The organism is Salmonella sp. NW645 (genome assembly GCF_051703725.1).
In the GTDB taxonomy this organism is placed as follows: Bacteria; Pseudomonadota; Gammaproteobacteria; order Enterobacterales; family Enterobacteriaceae; genus Salmonella; species Salmonella enterica.
In genome coordinates this window covers 153,910-170,448 of sequence record NZ_JAMMKR010000008.1, presented here as the reverse complement: position 1 = coordinate 170,448, position 16,539 = coordinate 153,910, and the positions used below count along the sequence as shown (strand labels likewise).

At 53.0% G+C, this 16,539-nt stretch carries 13 protein-coding genes; 5 read left to right on the top strand and 8 right to left on the bottom strand.

What is annotated here, in order from left to right:
- The first annotated feature begins 28 nt into the window (after positions 1–28).
- Positions 29–367: a nitrogen regulatory protein P-II gene (gene glnB, locus NA389_RS17740; protein ID WP_000717694.1), complete on the top strand. Its 339-nt coding sequence runs from the start codon at positions 29–31 to the stop codon at positions 365–367.
- Between the two features lie 48 nt (positions 368–415).
- On the opposite strand, the gene dtpD is transcribed toward glnB, so the two are convergent.
- From dtpD to hmpA, 5 genes are all read right to left on the bottom strand, one after another.
- Entirely contained in the window at positions 416–1,876 is a 1,461-nt protein-coding gene (gene dtpD / locus NA389_RS17735; RefSeq protein WP_000856788.1) for a dipeptide permease DtpD, read from the bottom strand.
- 55 nt (positions 1,877–1,931) lie between these two features.
- Entirely contained in the window at positions 1,932–4,076 is a 2,145-nt protein-coding gene (cadA, locus tag NA389_RS17730; protein ID WP_001100652.1) for a lysine decarboxylase CadA, read from the bottom strand.
- Positions 4,077–4,158: 82 nt separating this feature from the next.
- On the bottom strand, positions 4,159–5,490 hold the full coding sequence (cadB, locus tag NA389_RS17725; RefSeq protein ID WP_000100008.1) for a cadaverine/lysine antiporter: 1,332 nt from the start codon (positions 5,488–5,490) through the stop codon (positions 4,159–4,161).
- A 360-nt stretch (positions 5,491–5,850) separates the two neighbouring features.
- Positions 5,851–7,398: a lysine decarboxylation/transport transcriptional activator CadC gene (cadC, locus tag NA389_RS17720; RefSeq protein ID WP_001187155.1), complete on the bottom strand. Its 1,548-nt coding sequence runs from the start codon at positions 7,396–7,398 to the stop codon at positions 5,851–5,853.
- A gap of 181 nt (positions 7,399–7,579) precedes the next feature.
- Positions 7,580–8,770: an NO-inducible flavohemoprotein gene (hmpA, locus tag NA389_RS17715; protein ID WP_000883147.1), complete on the bottom strand. Its 1,191-nt coding sequence runs from the start codon at positions 8,768–8,770 to the stop codon at positions 7,580–7,582.
- 324 nt (positions 8,771–9,094) lie between these two features.
- Here hmpA and glyA point away from each other — a divergent pair, with 324 nt between their 5' ends.
- Positions 9,095–10,348 carry a serine hydroxymethyltransferase gene (gene glyA, locus NA389_RS17710; RefSeq protein WP_000919173.1) on the top strand — a complete coding sequence of 418 codons (1,254 nt, stop codon included), beginning with the start codon at positions 9,095–9,097 and terminating at the stop codon, positions 10,346–10,348.
- Positions 10,349–10,543: 195 nt separating this feature from the next.
- Entirely contained in the window at positions 10,544–11,683 is a 1,140-nt protein-coding gene (locus tag NA389_RS17705; protein ID WP_001173729.1) for a 3-phenylpropionate MFS transporter, read from the top strand.
- Here NA389_RS17705 and csiE read toward each other — a convergent pair.
- The gene (gene csiE / locus NA389_RS17700; protein WP_000982971.1) at positions 11,678–12,955 is read right to left on the bottom strand and encodes a stationary phase inducible protein CsiE; all 1,278 of its coding nucleotides are present in this window, start codon (positions 12,953–12,955) and stop codon (positions 11,678–11,680) included. The genes NA389_RS17705 and csiE overlap by 6 nt on opposite strands.
- A gap of 125 nt (positions 12,956–13,080) precedes the next feature.
- Between csiE and NA389_RS17695 the strand changes: the two genes are divergently transcribed.
- Positions 13,081–13,719: a DUF1007 family protein gene (locus NA389_RS17695; RefSeq protein ID WP_000805728.1), complete on the top strand. Its 639-nt coding sequence runs from the start codon at positions 13,081–13,083 to the stop codon at positions 13,717–13,719.
- Positions 13,710–14,696, top strand: coding sequence for a nickel/cobalt transporter (locus NA389_RS17690; RefSeq protein ID WP_000111024.1), 987 nt, complete (start codon positions 13,710–13,712; stop codon positions 14,694–14,696). Before NA389_RS17695 ends, NA389_RS17690 begins: the two co-directional genes overlap by 10 nt.
- On the opposite strand, the gene asrC is transcribed toward NA389_RS17690, so the two are convergent.
- The gene (gene asrC, locus NA389_RS17685) at positions 14,697–15,710 is read right to left on the bottom strand and encodes a sulfite reductase subunit C (protein WP_000020685.1); all 1,014 of its coding nucleotides are present in this window, start codon (positions 15,708–15,710) and stop codon (positions 14,697–14,699) included. It lies immediately after the preceding gene.
- Positions 15,711–15,720: 10 nt separating this feature from the next.
- A complete protein-coding gene (asrB, locus tag NA389_RS17680) occupies positions 15,721–16,539 on the bottom strand; it encodes an anaerobic sulfite reductase subunit AsrB (protein ID WP_000017587.1) in 819 nt (272 codons plus the stop codon).

Sequence of the window (16,539 nt, the reverse complement as noted above, 5' to 3'; positions counted from 1 at the left end):
AACACAGGCGACCTTTTCAAGGAATAGCATGAAAAAGATTGATGCGATTATTAAACCCTTCAAGCTGGACGATGTCCGTGAAGCGCTGGCCGAGGTAGGTATTACCGGCATGACGGTCACTGAAGTCAAAGGCTTTGGCCGTCAAAAAGGCCACACCGAGCTGTATCGCGGCGCGGAATATATGGTGGATTTTCTGCCGAAGGTAAAAATTGAAATCGTTGTGCCTGACGACATCGTGGATACCTGTGTTGACACCATCATTCGTACCGCGCAGACGGGGAAAATCGGCGACGGTAAGATCTTTGTCTTTGATGTCGCCCGCGTTATTCGTATCCGTACTGGCGAAGAAGACGACGCGGCTATCTGATGTGCCGATTCGCTGCCCGTCTCCTCCTTGTGGGCAGCGAACCACCGTTTAATCGCCCTGCGGTAGCGCCGATGTAGTCCGAGTGCAAACCCATCTCAGGCCGACAATGGCGACGATCAGCGCCACGCAACTTAGCGTCCACTCGCCCATTTGCGAGAAAAAGTGTCCGTAGGCGGCTACCGCCGTATCACTAATTTGCGATTCCGTGGTTTGTTGCGCGACGACGCCAGCCAGCCAGTTAGCGACCGCGCCGGTCGCCAGCATATAAATACCGGTCAGTACGCCCGTGACGCCAGGCAGGTTGAGGCGGGTAATTTGCGCCATCGCGACCGGATCAATAAACAGCTCCGCAAAGCCCATCAGCGCCAGCCCTGCGATCATCATTCCCATTGATGCCTGCCCATCTAACCGGGCCTGATGCGCGTTTAGCGCCAGCAGCATAAAACCGCCGCCCATTAATACCAGCCCCACGGCAAATTTAAGCCAGACGCGCAGCACCGAGCGGGCGCTCTCTTTCGGGCTGCTCAGCCACGCCAGCACCACGCCCGCCGCCATCACCGCAATCGCATTGACCGACTGGAACAATGCGGTGGGGACGGTCATGTGCAGCCAGTGGCGGTTGACAAAACGGTCGATGAATAAACTGATCGAACTTCCGCCCTGCTGCGCCAGAACCCAAAAGAGAGTGCCGGTGATCATTAACAGAACGATTTGCCACAAGGCGCGACGGTGTTCGGGAAATTTAACCATAATACGGGCGATAAGTTGCGCCGCGAAGACGCAGACAATGGCCAGCACATAGCCAGACCAGTTATTTTCCAGCAGGAGGGTGAAGAATACCGGCGCGATACACAGCATTAATACCAGCCAACCCCAGGTTGGAAGGGCGAATTTAACCGCCCGCAGCGCGGGGCGATTAACACCACGCGTCTGCTGAAAGTGGCGATGACCGCTTAAAAAGATGAGCAGGCCGATGAACATTCCCACGCCCGCCAGCGCAAAGCCGACATGCCAGCCATACCACTGCGCCGCCAGACCACAGGCGATCGGCGCGGCTATCGATCCAATATTCCCGGCGGCGTAGAGCAGCGAGAAGCCCCCGTCGCGGCGGTTGTCATCAGGGGCGTAAAGTTCTCCCAGCAGACAGCTAATATTGGATTTAAACAAGCCGTAGCCGCAGATAATAATGGCCAGCGCCGCATATAAACTCAGCGTTGAATCAGATTCTAAGCCCAATACCACATGACCCAGCGTCATCAATAAGGCGCCGGTGATAACCGCCACGCGGTTGCCAAGCAGGCGGTCGGCAAGCCAGCCGCCAAGAATAGGGGTAACGTAAACTAAAGAGGCGTAGGCGCTGAAGAGGTTGATCGCGTGGCTGTCATTAAAACCAAGCTGGTGGGTAAGATAAAGGATGAGTAAGGCACGCATGCCGTAAAAGCTGAAGTATTCCCAAATTTGAATCGCCACGATGTAAAAAATCGCGCGCGGTTGTGAGGGTGTTTTCATAAAGTCTCCTTGCTGCGTGAAAAAAGGGAAGTGGCAAGCCACTTCCCTTTGGTACTTATTTCGTATTTTCTTTCAGCACCTTAACGGTGTAACGTCCGTCTGCCTGACGATAGGCGCCGTGGATATCGGTTTCGAAGCCCGGATAGTGAGCGCCGATTTCGCACAGCATTTGCAGGAATTCCAGTACCGGACGGCTTTCCTCGGTGATCATTTCACCAGGCATCACCAGCGGCACTCCCGGAGGGTAAGGAAGGATCATGTTGGCGTTGACGCGTCCAACCATCTCTTCAAGATACACCTCTTCCGTTTCGCCATGCAGCTCTTTCTGGAACGCAGTATACGGCGTCATCACCATTTTCGGCAGCACTTCAAACGCACGGTACATTAAGTCCGGCAGATTATGATGTTCGACCAGTTTATGAATATTCTGCGCCAGTTCCTGGATGCGCATATTTTCATAAAACTCAGGCGCTTCGCGGTACAGTGCCGGCAGAATGTTTTTGACGCGCAGGTTCAGGTCAAAGGCGCGTTTAAATTCAGTGAGCGCGCGCAGCAGGCTCAGAGCTTTGGTTTTGTCGATACCAATGCTGAACAGGAACAGCAGGTTGTATGGACCGGTTTTTTCTACGATGATGCCGCGTTCATCGAGATATTTGGCGACCAGACTTGCCGGAATACCGAACTCATCCATCGTACCGTCTTTCTTCATCCCCGGCGTCAGGATAGTGACTTTGATCGGGTCGAGGTACATGTGTTCGTTATCGATATTTTTGAAGCCATGCCATGCGCTATCTGAACGCAGCGGCCAGCACTCAGCTCCATCGATATGTTCCGGCTGCCATACGTCAAAGAACCAGCCGTCAGATTCGCTTTTCAGGCGTTTAATTTCTTTACGGAATTTAATCGCACGTTCAATAGAGCCGTTAATCAGGCGTTTACCCGCATTACCTTTCATCATCGCCGCTGCGGTTTCAGTAGACGCTACGATACCGTAGTGCGGAGAAGTGGTGGTATGCATCATGTAGGCTTCGTTAAAGGTTTCTTCGTTAATGTCGCCTTTAACATGAATCATGGATGCCTGTGAAAACGCCGCCAGCAGTTTATGCGTGGACTGGGTTTCATAAATGATTTTGCCTTCTACACGGTCGCCGCTCATACCGCATTTACCCTGATAAATAGGGGAGAAATTGGTATAAGGCACCCAGGCGGAGTCAAAATGAATGGACTTCACGTCCAGAGTTTTCTTGATGTAGTCAGTGTTATACAACAGACCGTCATAGGTTGAGTTAGTAATAACAGCATGGACCGGCCAGGTTGCGTTAGGCGTCTCTTTTACCCGTTTAGCGATAGTGGCGTGCTGGAACTCGCTTTGCGGGATACCGCCAAGAATACCGTAGGCGTTACGGGTTGGGCGGAAATAAATCGGCGTAATGTCGCTCATCATCATCAGATGGGTCAGCGATTTATGGCAGTTACGGTCAATCAGTACCGTGCTGCCTGCCGGCGCGGAGTACATACCGACGATTTTGTTCGCCGTAGAGGTGCCGTTCGTCACCATGTAGCTACGTTCGGCGTTAAAGACGCGGGCGATATACTCTTCCGCTTCTTTATGCGGGCCGGAGTGGTCCAGCAGCGAACCCAGTTCAGAAACGGAAATCGAAATATCGGATTTCATCGTGTTCGGGCCGAAGAAATCATAAAAGATGCTGCCGACGGGGCTTTTCTGGAAAGCGGTCCCGCCCATGTGGCCTGGCGTACAGAAAGTATATTTCCCTTCGCGCACATATTTGAACAGTGCTTTTGTCAGCGGCGGCAGAATATTGTCGATGTATTCATCGGTATTCTGGCGAATTTTCGCCGCGATATCGGCTGCGGCGCCTAAAGCATATTCAAAGAAGCGAACCTGCATTCTCAGATCGTTGAGGCTGACGTCCAGCGTAGAGTAGCTGTTGGCGAAGGCGTACAGCGGCATATACTCGTTCAGCTTGCTAATCTCTTCGCAAAGCTCAAGGTTATATTTATCCCAGTCGAAAATGACGCCGCAAAGGCGGGAGTTATTTTCAATCAGCTTCAGCAGGTCTTCTCGGTCGTTTGGATAGACGATACGGAAATTTAAACCTTCCAGTGCACGATGCAGTTCACGAATAGGCTCTTCTTTAAAGTAGACGCCCATGTGGTTCATGATAGCAATAACGTTCATAGTCTTGTTCCTGGTAAAGTGGGCCCCTCCCGCTACGCTATAGCAGGTGACGAAAGGGGCTTTGAGAAAAAGGAGTTAGCGGTTAAAGCGCTTCAGCCGTATTGTTGTCGCTGTCGTTGTTCTGGCGCTGGTGCATTTTGCGACCGTAGAACATCAGGATGATCAGACTGACGATAAAGGTGCCGGAGAGTTCGAAGGAGCTGGCGCCCATCAGTGCGATGAAGCAAAATGCGCAGCCCAGTACAGAACAAATCAGGCTTACCGAGTTACGGATGTTGAATCCTTCGAAGCGAATCAGGTCAACACAGGAGTAGAAGTACGGCAGCATGGTAAGCAGTACGGCAATCCCGGTCAGTTCGCCGAACAGGTCGGACGCTTTACCGCCGCTGGAGTTCATGATGGTGATCAGAATCATCAGCGCCGTCATTTTCACCGCAGCCAACAGCAGACCTTTTTTCGGAATACCGTTTTTATCCATTTCACCGTAAATTTTCGGGAAGTTGCCGTCGTTGGCGGCGCGAACCCCAGCCTGGCCGACCAGCATCATCCAGGAGCCCAGAGACGTCAGGCAGGCGAAAGCGGTAAAGGCGGAAACCAGCGGCGCAGCCCAGCCACCCAGAATCGTGGAGGTACTGATAGCGAACGGCGCGCCGGAAGAGGCCATAACGGAAGCTGGGAACATCCCGGCGATAACCTGAGTCGCAGCGATATAGATGATGCCTGCCAGCGCGGTACCCAGCATGGTTGCCAGAGGTACGGTGCGTTTCGGGTTTTTCACCATGCCGGTGCTGACGGCGGCAGACTCAACGCCAACGAACGCCCACAGGCAGAGCAGAATACTTTTAACAATGGCGTGAGAGTCGGTCGTCGTAGACGTGTTCCAGTTCGCGTGATAGGTCGCGATATCGAACCAATGCCAGCCGGCGACTGCGGTCAAGACTACCGGGATCAGCACCAGGAATAGGCCAATCGTTGTTAAGCGGCTGACCCAGGCCCCGCCCAGCATATTAATAAAGGTGAACAGCCAGACGATAGCAATACAGGCAATACCTGCCGGTATTGGATTATTTAATGCCGGGAAGAATGTAGAAAGATAAGAAACAGCGGTAATACCGATGGCTAAGTTACCAATCCAGTTTGCGTGATAATAAAGAACGCCGGTCTGGAAACCAAACGCCGGAGATATTTCCCCAGCATAAGCGATAGGGCCACCCTGTTGAGGGTTTTTGGTTGCCAGCCTCGCATAAACATAAGCCAGCGACATTGCCCCAATAATAGAAATTACCCAGCCCCAGATGGCAATGCCACCAATACTGGCAAGGTTGGCGGGTAATAATGCAATCCCGCTCCCCATCATATTACCGGCAACGACGCCAGTACAGGCAAATAGCCCGATCTTTTTGACAGAACTCATGTTCATTTCTCCTGAGCTGTATTTTTAAGAACCGGGCTTATGCTTCATATATGCTGCGTGCCCGTTCAACTGTCGACAAGATTAACGAATGGGTTGAGATAAGTCCTAAAGAAAAAGTGAAATAAACACAAACATGAAAAAACTGATAGATTGATTTTTTTGAATTAACATATAAATATCATGAAAAATATCATGAAAGGATAAACATCGTTTAATTACAAAGAGTTATATTTACATATCTTTGCGATGAATATGTTGCCAAAATTAACATAAGCTATTTTTGGCAACATGTTTTTCACAAAATAAAAGCGAAAAATTTAATATCTTTTCGCTTTTATTTGTCATGGTTCAGCGTTAAATTTAATCTTCTGCCAGAAAACTATTCAGATAAGGGACAATTTTCTGAACGGATGTCTGAAATACGCCGTTCTCGATCCAGTACAGAGTGTTTTCACCTGGACGTAAATTAAAGGCGGTCAGATAGGCATCAGCGGCCAGACGATTCTCACCTTTCATTTCGTAAACTTTCCCCAACAGGACATAGTTAAACCACGACATTTCAAGCTCGATGCTTTTATTGATTTCCTCATACGCTGCATCGATATCACCTTTGCCTAACAGATCGACGGTCTTGATTTTATAATAAACAGACGTTTTCTCAACGCCCGGAATTTGATCTATTTTTTTAAACTCTTCGTTCAGTGCGGCCACTTGTTCTTTATCAAACGGCTGTTGTGATTGCCGTAATACATCTACCAGCACTTTATATTCATAGGCATAGTTGAAATCAGGCGTTTCCTTAATAATGCCATTCAGAATATCGCTGGCTTTACCTAGCGCCTGCGCATCGCCGCTCAGAATAAGCTGGCGCGCCTCATAAAAACGCATCAGCGCGGTATTTTGCGGCGTTCTGAACAGGGCCAGTTGTTCTCGCATACGATTAGGCCAGGGCTGTGTTAAAACGAAAGACAGGCTATTAAACAGATCATCCTGGATGGACAACTGGTTAGTATTGGTGACGAAATAACGCTTATCCAGCATGGTTGAACCATCGGCGTTATCAATGAGCACCACAGACATAAAGCACTGCTGCGCCCGATAGTGGCGCTGATTGACAAACTGAATGGTTAACGTCTTACCGGAGCTGCTTGGCTCATTGACCCGGTAATTGGTTTTATCGTGCACCATAAAGGTCGAGTAGGTGTTCAGCAAGTCGGTGATTAAGCCGCCCAGACCGATGGCGTAGGACTCCTGCGAGACCCAGTTATTACAGGAATTGCCGCCTTCAAAACGAACATCTATATCTCGTGGGTTAAGTAATAACCGCGTTTTTGTTACCGCGGCATTATGATCTACCACCGACATCACGATAAACACCACCAGCGTCGCCAGCGAGAGTAGGAACATTACCCACGTCCAGAAAGCGGCGATACGCGGCTTTTTCGCCTTTTTAGTCGGCGTTTGCAAAGAGGCGGGCGGCACAGGCGTAGCGGCAGTAGCCCCCTCTGCCGGTTCTGCATTCGTTGCTGCGATCGGCGGCGGCGGCGGCGACGTTGATGAATTATCGATCTCATCGCTATTTTCTTCGCACCAGATAACCGGCGCCGTCAGCTTATAGCCGCGTTTAGGTACGGTAACGATGTATTCAGCATTGCTGTCTCCGCCATCTCTTAATGATTTGCGTAGTTCAGAAATGCTTTGGGTGACAACATGGTTGGTCACGATGGTGCGCATCCAGACATGATCAATAATGTTATCCCGGCTTAACACTTCATCCGGATGATGCGCAAAATACATCAGAAGATCGATCAGCCGTGGTTCAAGAGTAATCTGGCGTCCCTGACGACTGATCTGATTAACAGAAGGTGTAACCAGCCACTCTCCAATGCGTACAACAGGTTGCTGCATAAAAAGATGCCCTAACGAGCTAAGTCAAACGTTAATAATAACACGATTTGCACAGACTTTTTTTATTCCCCTTTTTTGTAAAAGAAAGGCATAAAAAGCAGCGCAATAAGCAGGAGAACGGGGAGGGAAACGGGCGTTCGCCTTAACGATAACGCCCGTTTTTTCAGCGGATTTCTTGCAATTACAGCACTTTATGCGGGCCGAAGCATTCGTAATGAATGTTTTCGTTATTCACGCCAAGGGAAACCAGTTGTTTTGCGGCAAACTGCATAAAGCCTACCGGGCCGCAAAGATAGAACTGCATTGCCGGATCGCTGATTGCGGCTTCCAGTTTGCTTAAATCCATCAGCCCTTCGCTGTCAAAGACGCGTTGGGCGCGATCGGCCTCGGTCGGTTCGCGGTACCAGGTATGGGCAGTGAAACGCGGCAGTGTACGGCCCAGCTCGCTTACTTCGTCGGCAAACGCATGAACGTCGCCGTTCTCCGCCGCATGGAACCAGTTCACCTGCGCGGTATGCTGTTCTTTCGCCAGCGTATCGAGCATCGCCAACATCGGCGTCTGGCCGACGCCAGCGGAAATCAGCGAAACGGGGGTATCAGCGGCGACATTCATAAAGAAGTCACCTGCCGGCGCAGCCAGATGTACCACATCGCCCACGCTGGCGTGGTGGTGTAACCAGTTTGATACCTGGCCGCCGTCTTCACGCTTCACGGCAATACGGTACCCTTTGCCATCGGGTTTACGGGTCAGTGAATATTGGCGGATCTCCTGATGCGCAAAACCTTCCGGCTTCAGCCAGACCCCCAGATACTGCCCGGGACGGTATTCCGCCACCGTACCGCCGTCGACCGGTTCAAACTCAAAGCTGGTGATCAGTGCGCTACGCGGGGTTTTCGCAACGATGCGGAAGGGGCGCGTGCCTTCCCAGCCGCCGTCTTTGCTGGCGTTCTCGTGATAAATCTCGGCTTCCCGATGAATAAAGACGTTAGCCAGTACGCCATAGGCTTTGCCCCACGCGTCCAGCACTTCCTGGCCCGGGTTGAACATTTCGTCCAGCGTCGCCAGCAGATGCGTCCCGACGATGTTGTACTGCTCCGGCTTAATCTGGAAGCTGGTGTGCTTCTGCGCGATTTTTTCTACCGCCGGCAGCAACGCCGGTAAATTTTCGATATTGCTGGCGTAGGCCGCGATAGCATTAAACAGGGCTTCGCGCTGATCGCCGTTACGCTGGTTGCTCATATTGAAGATTTCTTTGAGCTCCGGATTATGCGTAAACATACGGTCGTAGAAGTGGGCGGTCAGTTTCGGTCCTGTTTCAACCAGCAGGGGAATGGTGGCCTTTACTGTAGCGATGGTTTGTGCGTCAAGCATACGTGCTTCCTTTATGTGAAAATCTAATGATGTATATCAAATGCATCTTATAAAAATACCCTTGCATTGTAAATGGTTCTTCTCTGCTTTACGTTATGGAGGTAACAACGTGAAAAATCTGCATCACAAAGCTGAAAAGAAATCCGTTGAAATTCGTCAGGCTCTCGTTCAGGAAACCCTTATCTGACGCATAGGTAATCGTTTGCGTAAAAACCTTTGTCAAGACCTGTTATCGAAGAATGATTCGGTTATACTGTTGGCCGAAGTCCCACGGACTGCCTTTTCAGGCACAAATTTTATTGTTAGCTGAGTCAGGAGATGCGGATGTTAAAGCGTGAAATGAACATTGCCGATTATGATGCCGAATTGTGGCAGGCTATGGAGCAGGAAAAAGTACGTCAGGAAGAGCACATCGAACTGATCGCCTCCGAAAACTACACCAGCCCGCGCGTGATGCAGGCGCAGGGGTCTCAGCTGACCAACAAATACGCTGAAGGTTATCCGGGCAAGCGCTACTACGGCGGTTGCGAATACGTTGATATTGTAGAGCAACTGGCTATCGACCGCGCGAAAGAACTGTTCGGCGCCGACTACGCTAACGTGCAGCCGCACTCCGGTTCTCAGGCTAACTTCGCTGTTTACACCGCGCTGCTGCAGCCGGGCGATACCGTTCTGGGTATGAACCTGGCGCAGGGCGGCCACCTGACTCACGGCTCCCCGGTTAACTTCTCCGGTAAACTGTACAACATCGTACCTTACGGTATCGATGAGTCCGGTAAAATTGACTATGACGAGATGGCGAAGCTGGCCAAAGAGCACAAGCCGAAGATGATTATCGGTGGCTTCTCTGCCTACTCTGGCGTGGTTGACTGGGCAAAAATGCGTGAAATCGCTGACAGCATCGGCGCATACCTGTTTGTCGACATGGCGCACGTGGCGGGCCTGATTGCCGCAGGCGTTTACCCGAACCCGGTTCCCCATGCGCATGTGGTCACCACCACCACCCACAAAACCCTGGCGGGTCCGCGCGGCGGCCTGATCCTGGCGAAGGGCGGCGACGAAGAGCTGTACAAAAAACTGAACTCTGCCGTCTTCCCAAGCGCGCAGGGCGGCCCGCTGATGCACGTGATCGCCGGTAAAGCGGTAGCGCTGAAAGAAGCGATGGAGCCGGAGTTCAAAGTCTACCAGCAGCAGGTGGCGAAAAACGCCAAAGCGATGGTGGAAGTGTTCCTGAACCGCGGCTACAAAGTGGTGTCTGGCGGCACTGAGAACCACCTGTTCCTGCTGGACCTGGTGGATAAAAACCTGACCGGTAAAGAAGCTGACGCCGCGCTGGGCCGTGCTAACATCACCGTGAACAAAAACAGCGTGCCGAACGATCCGAAGAGCCCGTTCGTGACCTCCGGTATCCGTATCGGTTCCCCGGCGGTTACTCGTCGCGGCTTCAAAGAAGCGGAAGTGAAAGAGCTGGCTGGCTGGATGTGCGACGTGCTGGACAACATCAATGATGAAGCCACCATTGAACGCGTGAAAGCGAAAGTACTGGATATCTGCGCCCGCTTCCCGGTTTACGCGTAAGCGCTTATGTTGTGAAAATGGCCCGATGGCGCTGCGTCTGTCGGGCATTACTTATGCGCCATAACGTGACGCCGCCGGAAGTCATTATCCGGCGGCGTTGCCGTTTGAACTTCTCCCTCCGCTTGTTAATCTTATGTTACCCTTGCCAGCGCAACCGTTTACCGCCAGACTATCGCCTCCAAACGGGAGGGAATCATGGCATTGCATTCCACGCGCTGGCTGGCGCTCAGTTATTTCACCTACTTCTTTAGTTACGGTATTTTTCTGCCCTTCTGGAGCGTCTGGCTCAAAGGTCTTGGGCTAACGCCGGAAACCATCGGTCTTCTGCTGGGCGTGGGTCTGGTCGCGCGTTTTCTCGGTAGTCTGCTCATTGCGCCTCGCGTAAGCGATCCTTCGCGGTTGATCTCCGCGCTGCGCGTACTGGCATTGCTGACGCTGGTATTTGCGCTGGCATTTTGGGCAGGAACGCATGTCGCGTGGCTAATGGTGGTGATGGTTGGGTTTAACCTCTTCTTTTCACCACTGGTGCCGCTGACCGATGCGCTGGCCAATACCTGGCAAAAGCAAATTACCCTGGACTATGGTCGGGTGCGGCTGTGGGGGTCCATCGCCTTCGTGATAGGGTCGGCGCTGACCGGTAAGCTGGTGAGTTTATACGATTACCAGGCGATTCTGGCGCTACTGACGCTCGGCGTCGCCTCGATGTTGCTGGGTATGTTGTTACGTCCCAGCGTGCCGCCGCAAGGGGAAAGCCGTCAGCAGGAGAGCGCAGGCTGGCCCGCCTGGCGTACGCTGGTGGCACAAAGTTGGCGTTTTCTCGCCTGCGTCTGTTTGCTGCAAGGGGCGCACGCCGCCTACTATGGTTTTAGCGCCATCTACTGGCAGGGGGCTGGCTATTCAGCATCGGCGGTCGGCTATTTATGGTCGTTGGGCGTGGTGGCGGAAGTGATCATTTTCGCCCTGAGTAAAAAGCTATTCCGCCGGTTTAGCGCCCGCGACTTGCTATTGCTTTCTGCTGTGTGCGGGGTGGTACGCTGGGGGCTGATGGGCTGGAGTACGGCGCTGCCGTGGCTGATTGTGATACAAATCCTGCACTGTGGCACGTTTACCGTTTGCCATCTGGCCGCCATGCGTTATATCGCTGCGCGTCAGGGAAGCGAGGTGATTCGTTTGCAGGCCGTCTATTCCGCTGTGGCGATGGGCGGCAGCATCGCGATTATGACAGTATTTGCCGGTTTTCTGTATCAACATCTGGGCGGCGGCGTATTCTGGATTATGGCGCTGGTGGCATTGCCCGCTATCTTTCTTCGGCCCAAAGTGGTTGCCGCGTCATGATTCCAGGATCTTGCGGATCTGCTGCTGTTGGTGCTCTGTGAGGGCGCGATCCGCATGAATTAACGGCGGTGAGAAGAGCGGTAGCGGCGTGGCGTAAGGGGTAACAATCAGCGCTACGCCGCGCGGGCATCCCTCTTTTTGAAACGCCTGGAGCGATATCCGTCTGATATTCAGCGGCAACAGGGTCAGTTCACGCAGTTGCTGCTCAATATGCGTCTCCAGCGCATCATTTTTATCCGCTAACAATACGATCTGTCTCTCATGCAAATCGTTATCCTGCATCAGCCAGGCGCCGAAAATCACTGCCACCAGCCCCGTCTCTTCCTCGGAAAAGTGGACACCATATTCGGCTTCAAATCCGGCTAGCGCCTCACGTGTGGTGCGAACCAGACGCGGATAAAGACGGTTGAACTCTTCCGGAAGCGTATTATCGATGCCAATCGTGAATAAACTTCGGTTCAGCGCCTGGGCGAGATGGACATACAGCTGATCGTTAAGCCCTTGTTCGTCGCTGAAGCGTACGTTCCCTTTTTCTCGAAAGCGCAGCACCAGCCGCGCCACCTCCAGTCGCAGTTGCTTCGCCCGTTGATGCGTGTCGCGAATCGGGTCGGGGAGGCGAATCATTGAAAACAGTAACGCCATAAACAGCGCTTCATTGAGCGGTGCGGCCTGCATCACGTGGCGCTGCCAGTGACGACCAATTTCCTGGGCGAGTGGATATTCCGCGCACGACTGCGCCCAAATCTGCTGCACAGGGTTGAATTCCGGGGTGATGCCGGCATGGTGTTGTAGCAGACAATACTGTAAAAAGAGACGCAGGAACTGTACGTCGCGATGTTCAAATGGTTTTTGCAACCGGCGGGCGCACAGATTGATGAGCGCGTGCAGATTAATATCGTCATACAGCGGACGCGCGATACCGCGCTGCTTTAGCGCGTTTTTTAAGGCCGGGGTAAACTGTTGCGTGACGAAGGTCGGGCATAAACGCAGGCCACGCCTGAGCCAGTGTAAAAGGCAAAGGCGCTGATCGAGTGCTGTACCTTCGATCCGATAGCAACCGTTCTGGCATGTTGTGATGGCAAGGCGATGATAGCGCTGGATCTCCAGGCTTGTCTCAGTGATATCCTCACGGGCAGTATCATCATCAACGCCATTAAGCGCGCTGAAGATTTCCACCGTGGCAATTGTCTCCGGCTGGAAAAGCGTCAGCAATACCTGACAGCGGCGCTGGGGAGCGGAAAGTACAGATGGTGGGGCAATTGTCGGCATCATCTGTCAGGTCTCCCGTTAGTTTGTCTGGTAAGGATAGCTAAAGTTTGCGCGTGAAAAATGTGATAAGCGTGCTTTTAGGCCAGGAATGCTGAGGAACGTCACAGAATTTTTATCGCGAGGAACAGATGAAGCCAGTGAAACGCAGCGCCTTAACACTATTTCTTGCCGTTTTATCTTTCGTGGCGGCGGCGCATCCGCACAGCTTCATCCGTCTGCAAACGCAGGTGGTCAGTGAAAATGAGCAATTTGTGGCGTTAAAAATGCGCTGGACAATGGACGCGCTGACGTCCGCAGATCTGCTGTATGACGCCGGAAACGCGGCACCGGGGTCAGAAATATGGAAAAAGTTGGCGGCGGAAGTGATGGCTAACGTACTTGGGCAGCACTACTTTACAGAAGTGTGGCGCAATGGCGCGAAAGTGAAGTTTAAAAACAGGCCGACAGAATACGGTATGACGCGTGACGCGCATCAGGCGGTATTGACCTTTACGCTACCGCTGGCTGAACCGCAGCCGTTAAGCGGACAGACTTATACCTTTTCAACGTTTGATCCCTCTTATTATGTCGATATGCATTATGACCAGGACAGCGATATCACGATGCCGGAACCGCTGCGCGAAAAGTGTCGGATTCAGGTTTATACTCCTGCGCCCGGCGAAGAGACACTACGTTTCGCCCAGTCGCTGGATAAAGAGGACGCGCCGCCGGAGGATATGGATTTAGGTAAACAGTTTGCCCAAACGGTGACCTTGCAATGTCAGTAATTTTTTCTCAACGCACTCCGGGGCGGCGCTGGCTCTCGCTGTGGCCATTGGCGTTATTCCTGCTGCTAATGCTGGTTGGCGGTCTGTGGATATGGCAGGCCTGGCCGCAGGTGATGTTGAAAAGCGCTCTTTGGCAGCGGGACGTGAATCAGCAGTTGAGCGCGCTGCTTAACGCGGTGGCGACGCATCCTGAACGAGCGGGCGGATCGTTGCTTCTGCTGAGTTTTATGTATGGCGTGCTTCATGCGCTGGGGCCGGGACACGGCAAAGTGGTGATCTCGACATGGCTGGCGACGCATCCTTCGAAGCTGAAATCAAGTATCGTGTTAACCCTCGCCGCCGCGTTATTACAGGGGCTCGTGGCTATCGGGTTGGTGGTGGGCGTGCTGACCGTATTGCAACTTCCGGCCAGACAGCTCCATCTGAGCGGCTTCTGGCTGGAAAAGGGGAGCTATGCGTTAGTTGGCGGCCTGGGCATCTTGCTGTGCTGGCGGGCCATAAAAAGGTTACGCGCGCTGCTACGTAAACCTGTCTTTATCGCTTTTACGCCGCGCCATGTTCACCATGAAAAATGCGGCTGCGGACATCAGCATTTACCGACGCAGGAACAATTGCATAGCGGCGATGACTGGCGCGCGCGACTCATGATCGTACTGTCTATGGGGATGCGGCCCTGTTCCGGCGCGATAATGGTGCTGTTATTCAGTAAAGTGATTGGCGTTTTTAGCTGGGGAATGGCGTCGGTACTGGCGATGGCGGCGGGAACCTCGCTAACTATTACCTCGCTGGCGCTGCTGGTACACACTTTTCGTGCTCTGGCGGTGAAACTCAGTGGAAACAAAGCGCCGGCGTTATGGCGGCAGGTAGGCTGGTCAACGCTGGCGCTGGCCGGAGGGGTGATACTGCTTGTCGCGGCGCTGGTCATGTGGTTTAGCGTGCCGCAGCCTGTGGGCGGGCTGCGGCCATGGCGTGGTTGATTAGTGCCCGGCGGGTTTGAGATGCATCCGCGCGACGGATTCGTCTTCGGCCCAGTAAATGCGTTCGGCGACCATCGCTTCCGGATTGAGCTGAACGCCGCGCAGTACCCGTTCTTTAAAACGCAGGTAGCCGCCTTTGTCGATCAGATGGCCCATATGTAGATAGATCGGTTTTCCGCCGAGCATCTCTTTTTCAAATTCATACAGGTTAACGATCACCTGCTTTATCACATCTTCAGTCACCCAGTTGAGGAAGAGCTTGCCGACGCGCGGCGTCTTTTTACTGGTGCGTCCGCCCAGACGGACTTGCCAGAGCTGATCCGGCTTACGTTGCCAGGCCAGCGTCGGACAGGCCAGCACGCACTCGCCGCAGCCGATACAGGCGGACTCTTCTTTGACCGCTTTGCCGTTCTTCAGCGCCAGGCAGCCTACCGCGTGGTGACTACAGGCCTTCACGCAGGCGCCGCAACCGATACAGCGATCGGCAGTGAAGCGCATTTTCGCCACGCCAATAATTCCCAGATCGGCCATTGACGCCTTCGCGCAATCATTCGGGCAGCCGACGATGACCGTTTTGAGATGATAAGGGCTGGGATAGACCAGTTTTTCAAGACGACGGGACAGACCGGTCGTGTCAGTGTTGGCTTTCTGGCAAATGCGGTTCCCCTGACAGGCGACAATATTTCGCCCGCCAATAGCGAGGTAGCCCGCTTTGGTATCCTCAACCTGGACGTCGCACAGTTCTATTTCAATCTCGCGAAGAAACGGCTCCAGCGCAGCGTTCACGTTGTCGATATCTTCGTAACGGATACCCGGCATCGCCAGCTTCTGGCGGGTAGTGAGGTGAATTTGTCCGTTGCCCCAGGTTTCGGCGATGTCACGCGCCACCGTTAGCAAATGCGCGGGCAAAATACCGCCGGGAATGCGGACGCTGATCATGGCTTCGCCGCGCACTTTTGACAGGCGATATTCGTTTTTCGCACGGGCTTTAATGATATCAATATCAATGCTCATGATGTTCTCCTTAATCGGCAAAACGTTGCGCGACGGCGTAGTTAAATATCGGGCCGTCGGTGCAGACATACACTTCGCCCATACGGCAGTGGCCGCACTTCCCGACGGAGCAGGCCATCCGGCGTTCGTAGTCCACCCAAATTTGCTCCGGCTTGAGCCCTTTTTGCAGCAGCATTTTTACGGTAAAGGTAATCATTATTGGCGGCCCAACGACGATGGCCTGCATGGTGTCGATATCGCTAAGCGTCATGTCGGCAAGCCGATCGGTCACCCGACCAATCTGGTAACGGTCATCAGCCTCGCCTTCATCCAGCGTGAGCACCAGATTATGTTTGCCGCGCCACGTCGCCATTTCTTCTTTGTACAGCACGCAATCGCGATTTTTATAGCCGAGAATCATATCCAGTTGACCAATTTCCTGGGGATTCTCAACGAAATAGCGCATTAAGCCTTTCACCGGCGCGACGCCCGTGCCGCCTGCGACAACCAGTAAGGGTTTATGGCGCAGCGTATCGACCGGATAGCCATTGCCATAGCAGCCGCGTAGCCACACGTTGTCGCCTTCTTTCAGCGTAAAGAGGGCGCTGGTCACTTTTCCGACATTACGAATCAGCAGATCTATCCAGCCGTCGCCATAGTCGGAAACGGAGATGGGCGCTTCGCCGACGCGCGGCAGCGACACCTCAACAAATTGCCCCCAGTGCGCGGGAAAATCGACGGCCACGCGGAAATTCCACTCCAGCGGCGTGTGGCGAGTAATACTGAGGATGCGGTACGCCGCAGGCAGCAAACTGTGCTGCGGTTTATCATGACAGGAACAATGTGACAT

What these genes read in the sequence shown, in the direction of transcription:
- csiE (WP_000982971.1), bottom strand. Translation starts at nt 12,955, where the DNA reads ATGATGCCGACAATTGCCCCACCATCTGTACTTTCCGCTCCCCAGCGC.
- NA389_RS17690 (WP_000111024.1), top strand. Translation starts at nt 13,710, where the DNA reads ATGTCAGTAATTTTTTCTCAACGCACTCCGGGGCGGCGCTGGCTCTCG.
- cadC (WP_001187155.1), bottom strand. Translation starts at nt 7,398, where the DNA reads ATGCAGCAACCTGTTGTACGCATTGGAGAGTGGCTGGTTACACCTTCT.
- asrC (WP_000020685.1), bottom strand. Translation starts at nt 15,710, where the DNA reads ATGAGCATTGATATTGATATCATTAAAGCCCGTGCGAAAAACGAATAT.
- cadB (WP_000100008.1), bottom strand. Translation starts at nt 5,490, where the DNA reads ATGAGTTCTGTCAAAAAGATCGGGCTATTTGCCTGTACTGGCGTCGTT.
- NA389_RS17695 (WP_000805728.1), top strand. Translation starts at nt 13,081, where the DNA reads ATGAAGCCAGTGAAACGCAGCGCCTTAACACTATTTCTTGCCGTTTTA.
- glyA (WP_000919173.1), top strand. Translation starts at nt 9,095, where the DNA reads ATGTTAAAGCGTGAAATGAACATTGCCGATTATGATGCCGAATTGTGG.
- hmpA (WP_000883147.1), bottom strand. Translation starts at nt 8,770, where the DNA reads ATGCTTGACGCACAAACCATCGCTACAGTAAAGGCCACCATTCCCCTG.
- cadA (WP_001100652.1), bottom strand. Translation starts at nt 4,076, where the DNA reads ATGAACGTTATTGCTATCATGAACCACATGGGCGTCTACTTTAAAGAA.
- glnB (WP_000717694.1), top strand. Translation starts at nt 29, where the DNA reads ATGAAAAAGATTGATGCGATTATTAAACCCTTCAAGCTGGACGATGTC.
- asrB (WP_000017587.1), bottom strand. Translation starts at nt 16,539, where the DNA reads ATGTCACATTGTTCCTGTCATGATAAACCGCAGCACAGTTTGCTGCCT.
- dtpD (WP_000856788.1), bottom strand. Translation starts at nt 1,876, where the DNA reads ATGAAAACACCCTCACAACCGCGCGCGATTTTTTACATCGTGGCGATT.
- NA389_RS17705 (WP_001173729.1), top strand. Translation starts at nt 10,544, where the DNA reads ATGGCATTGCATTCCACGCGCTGGCTGGCGCTCAGTTATTTCACCTAC.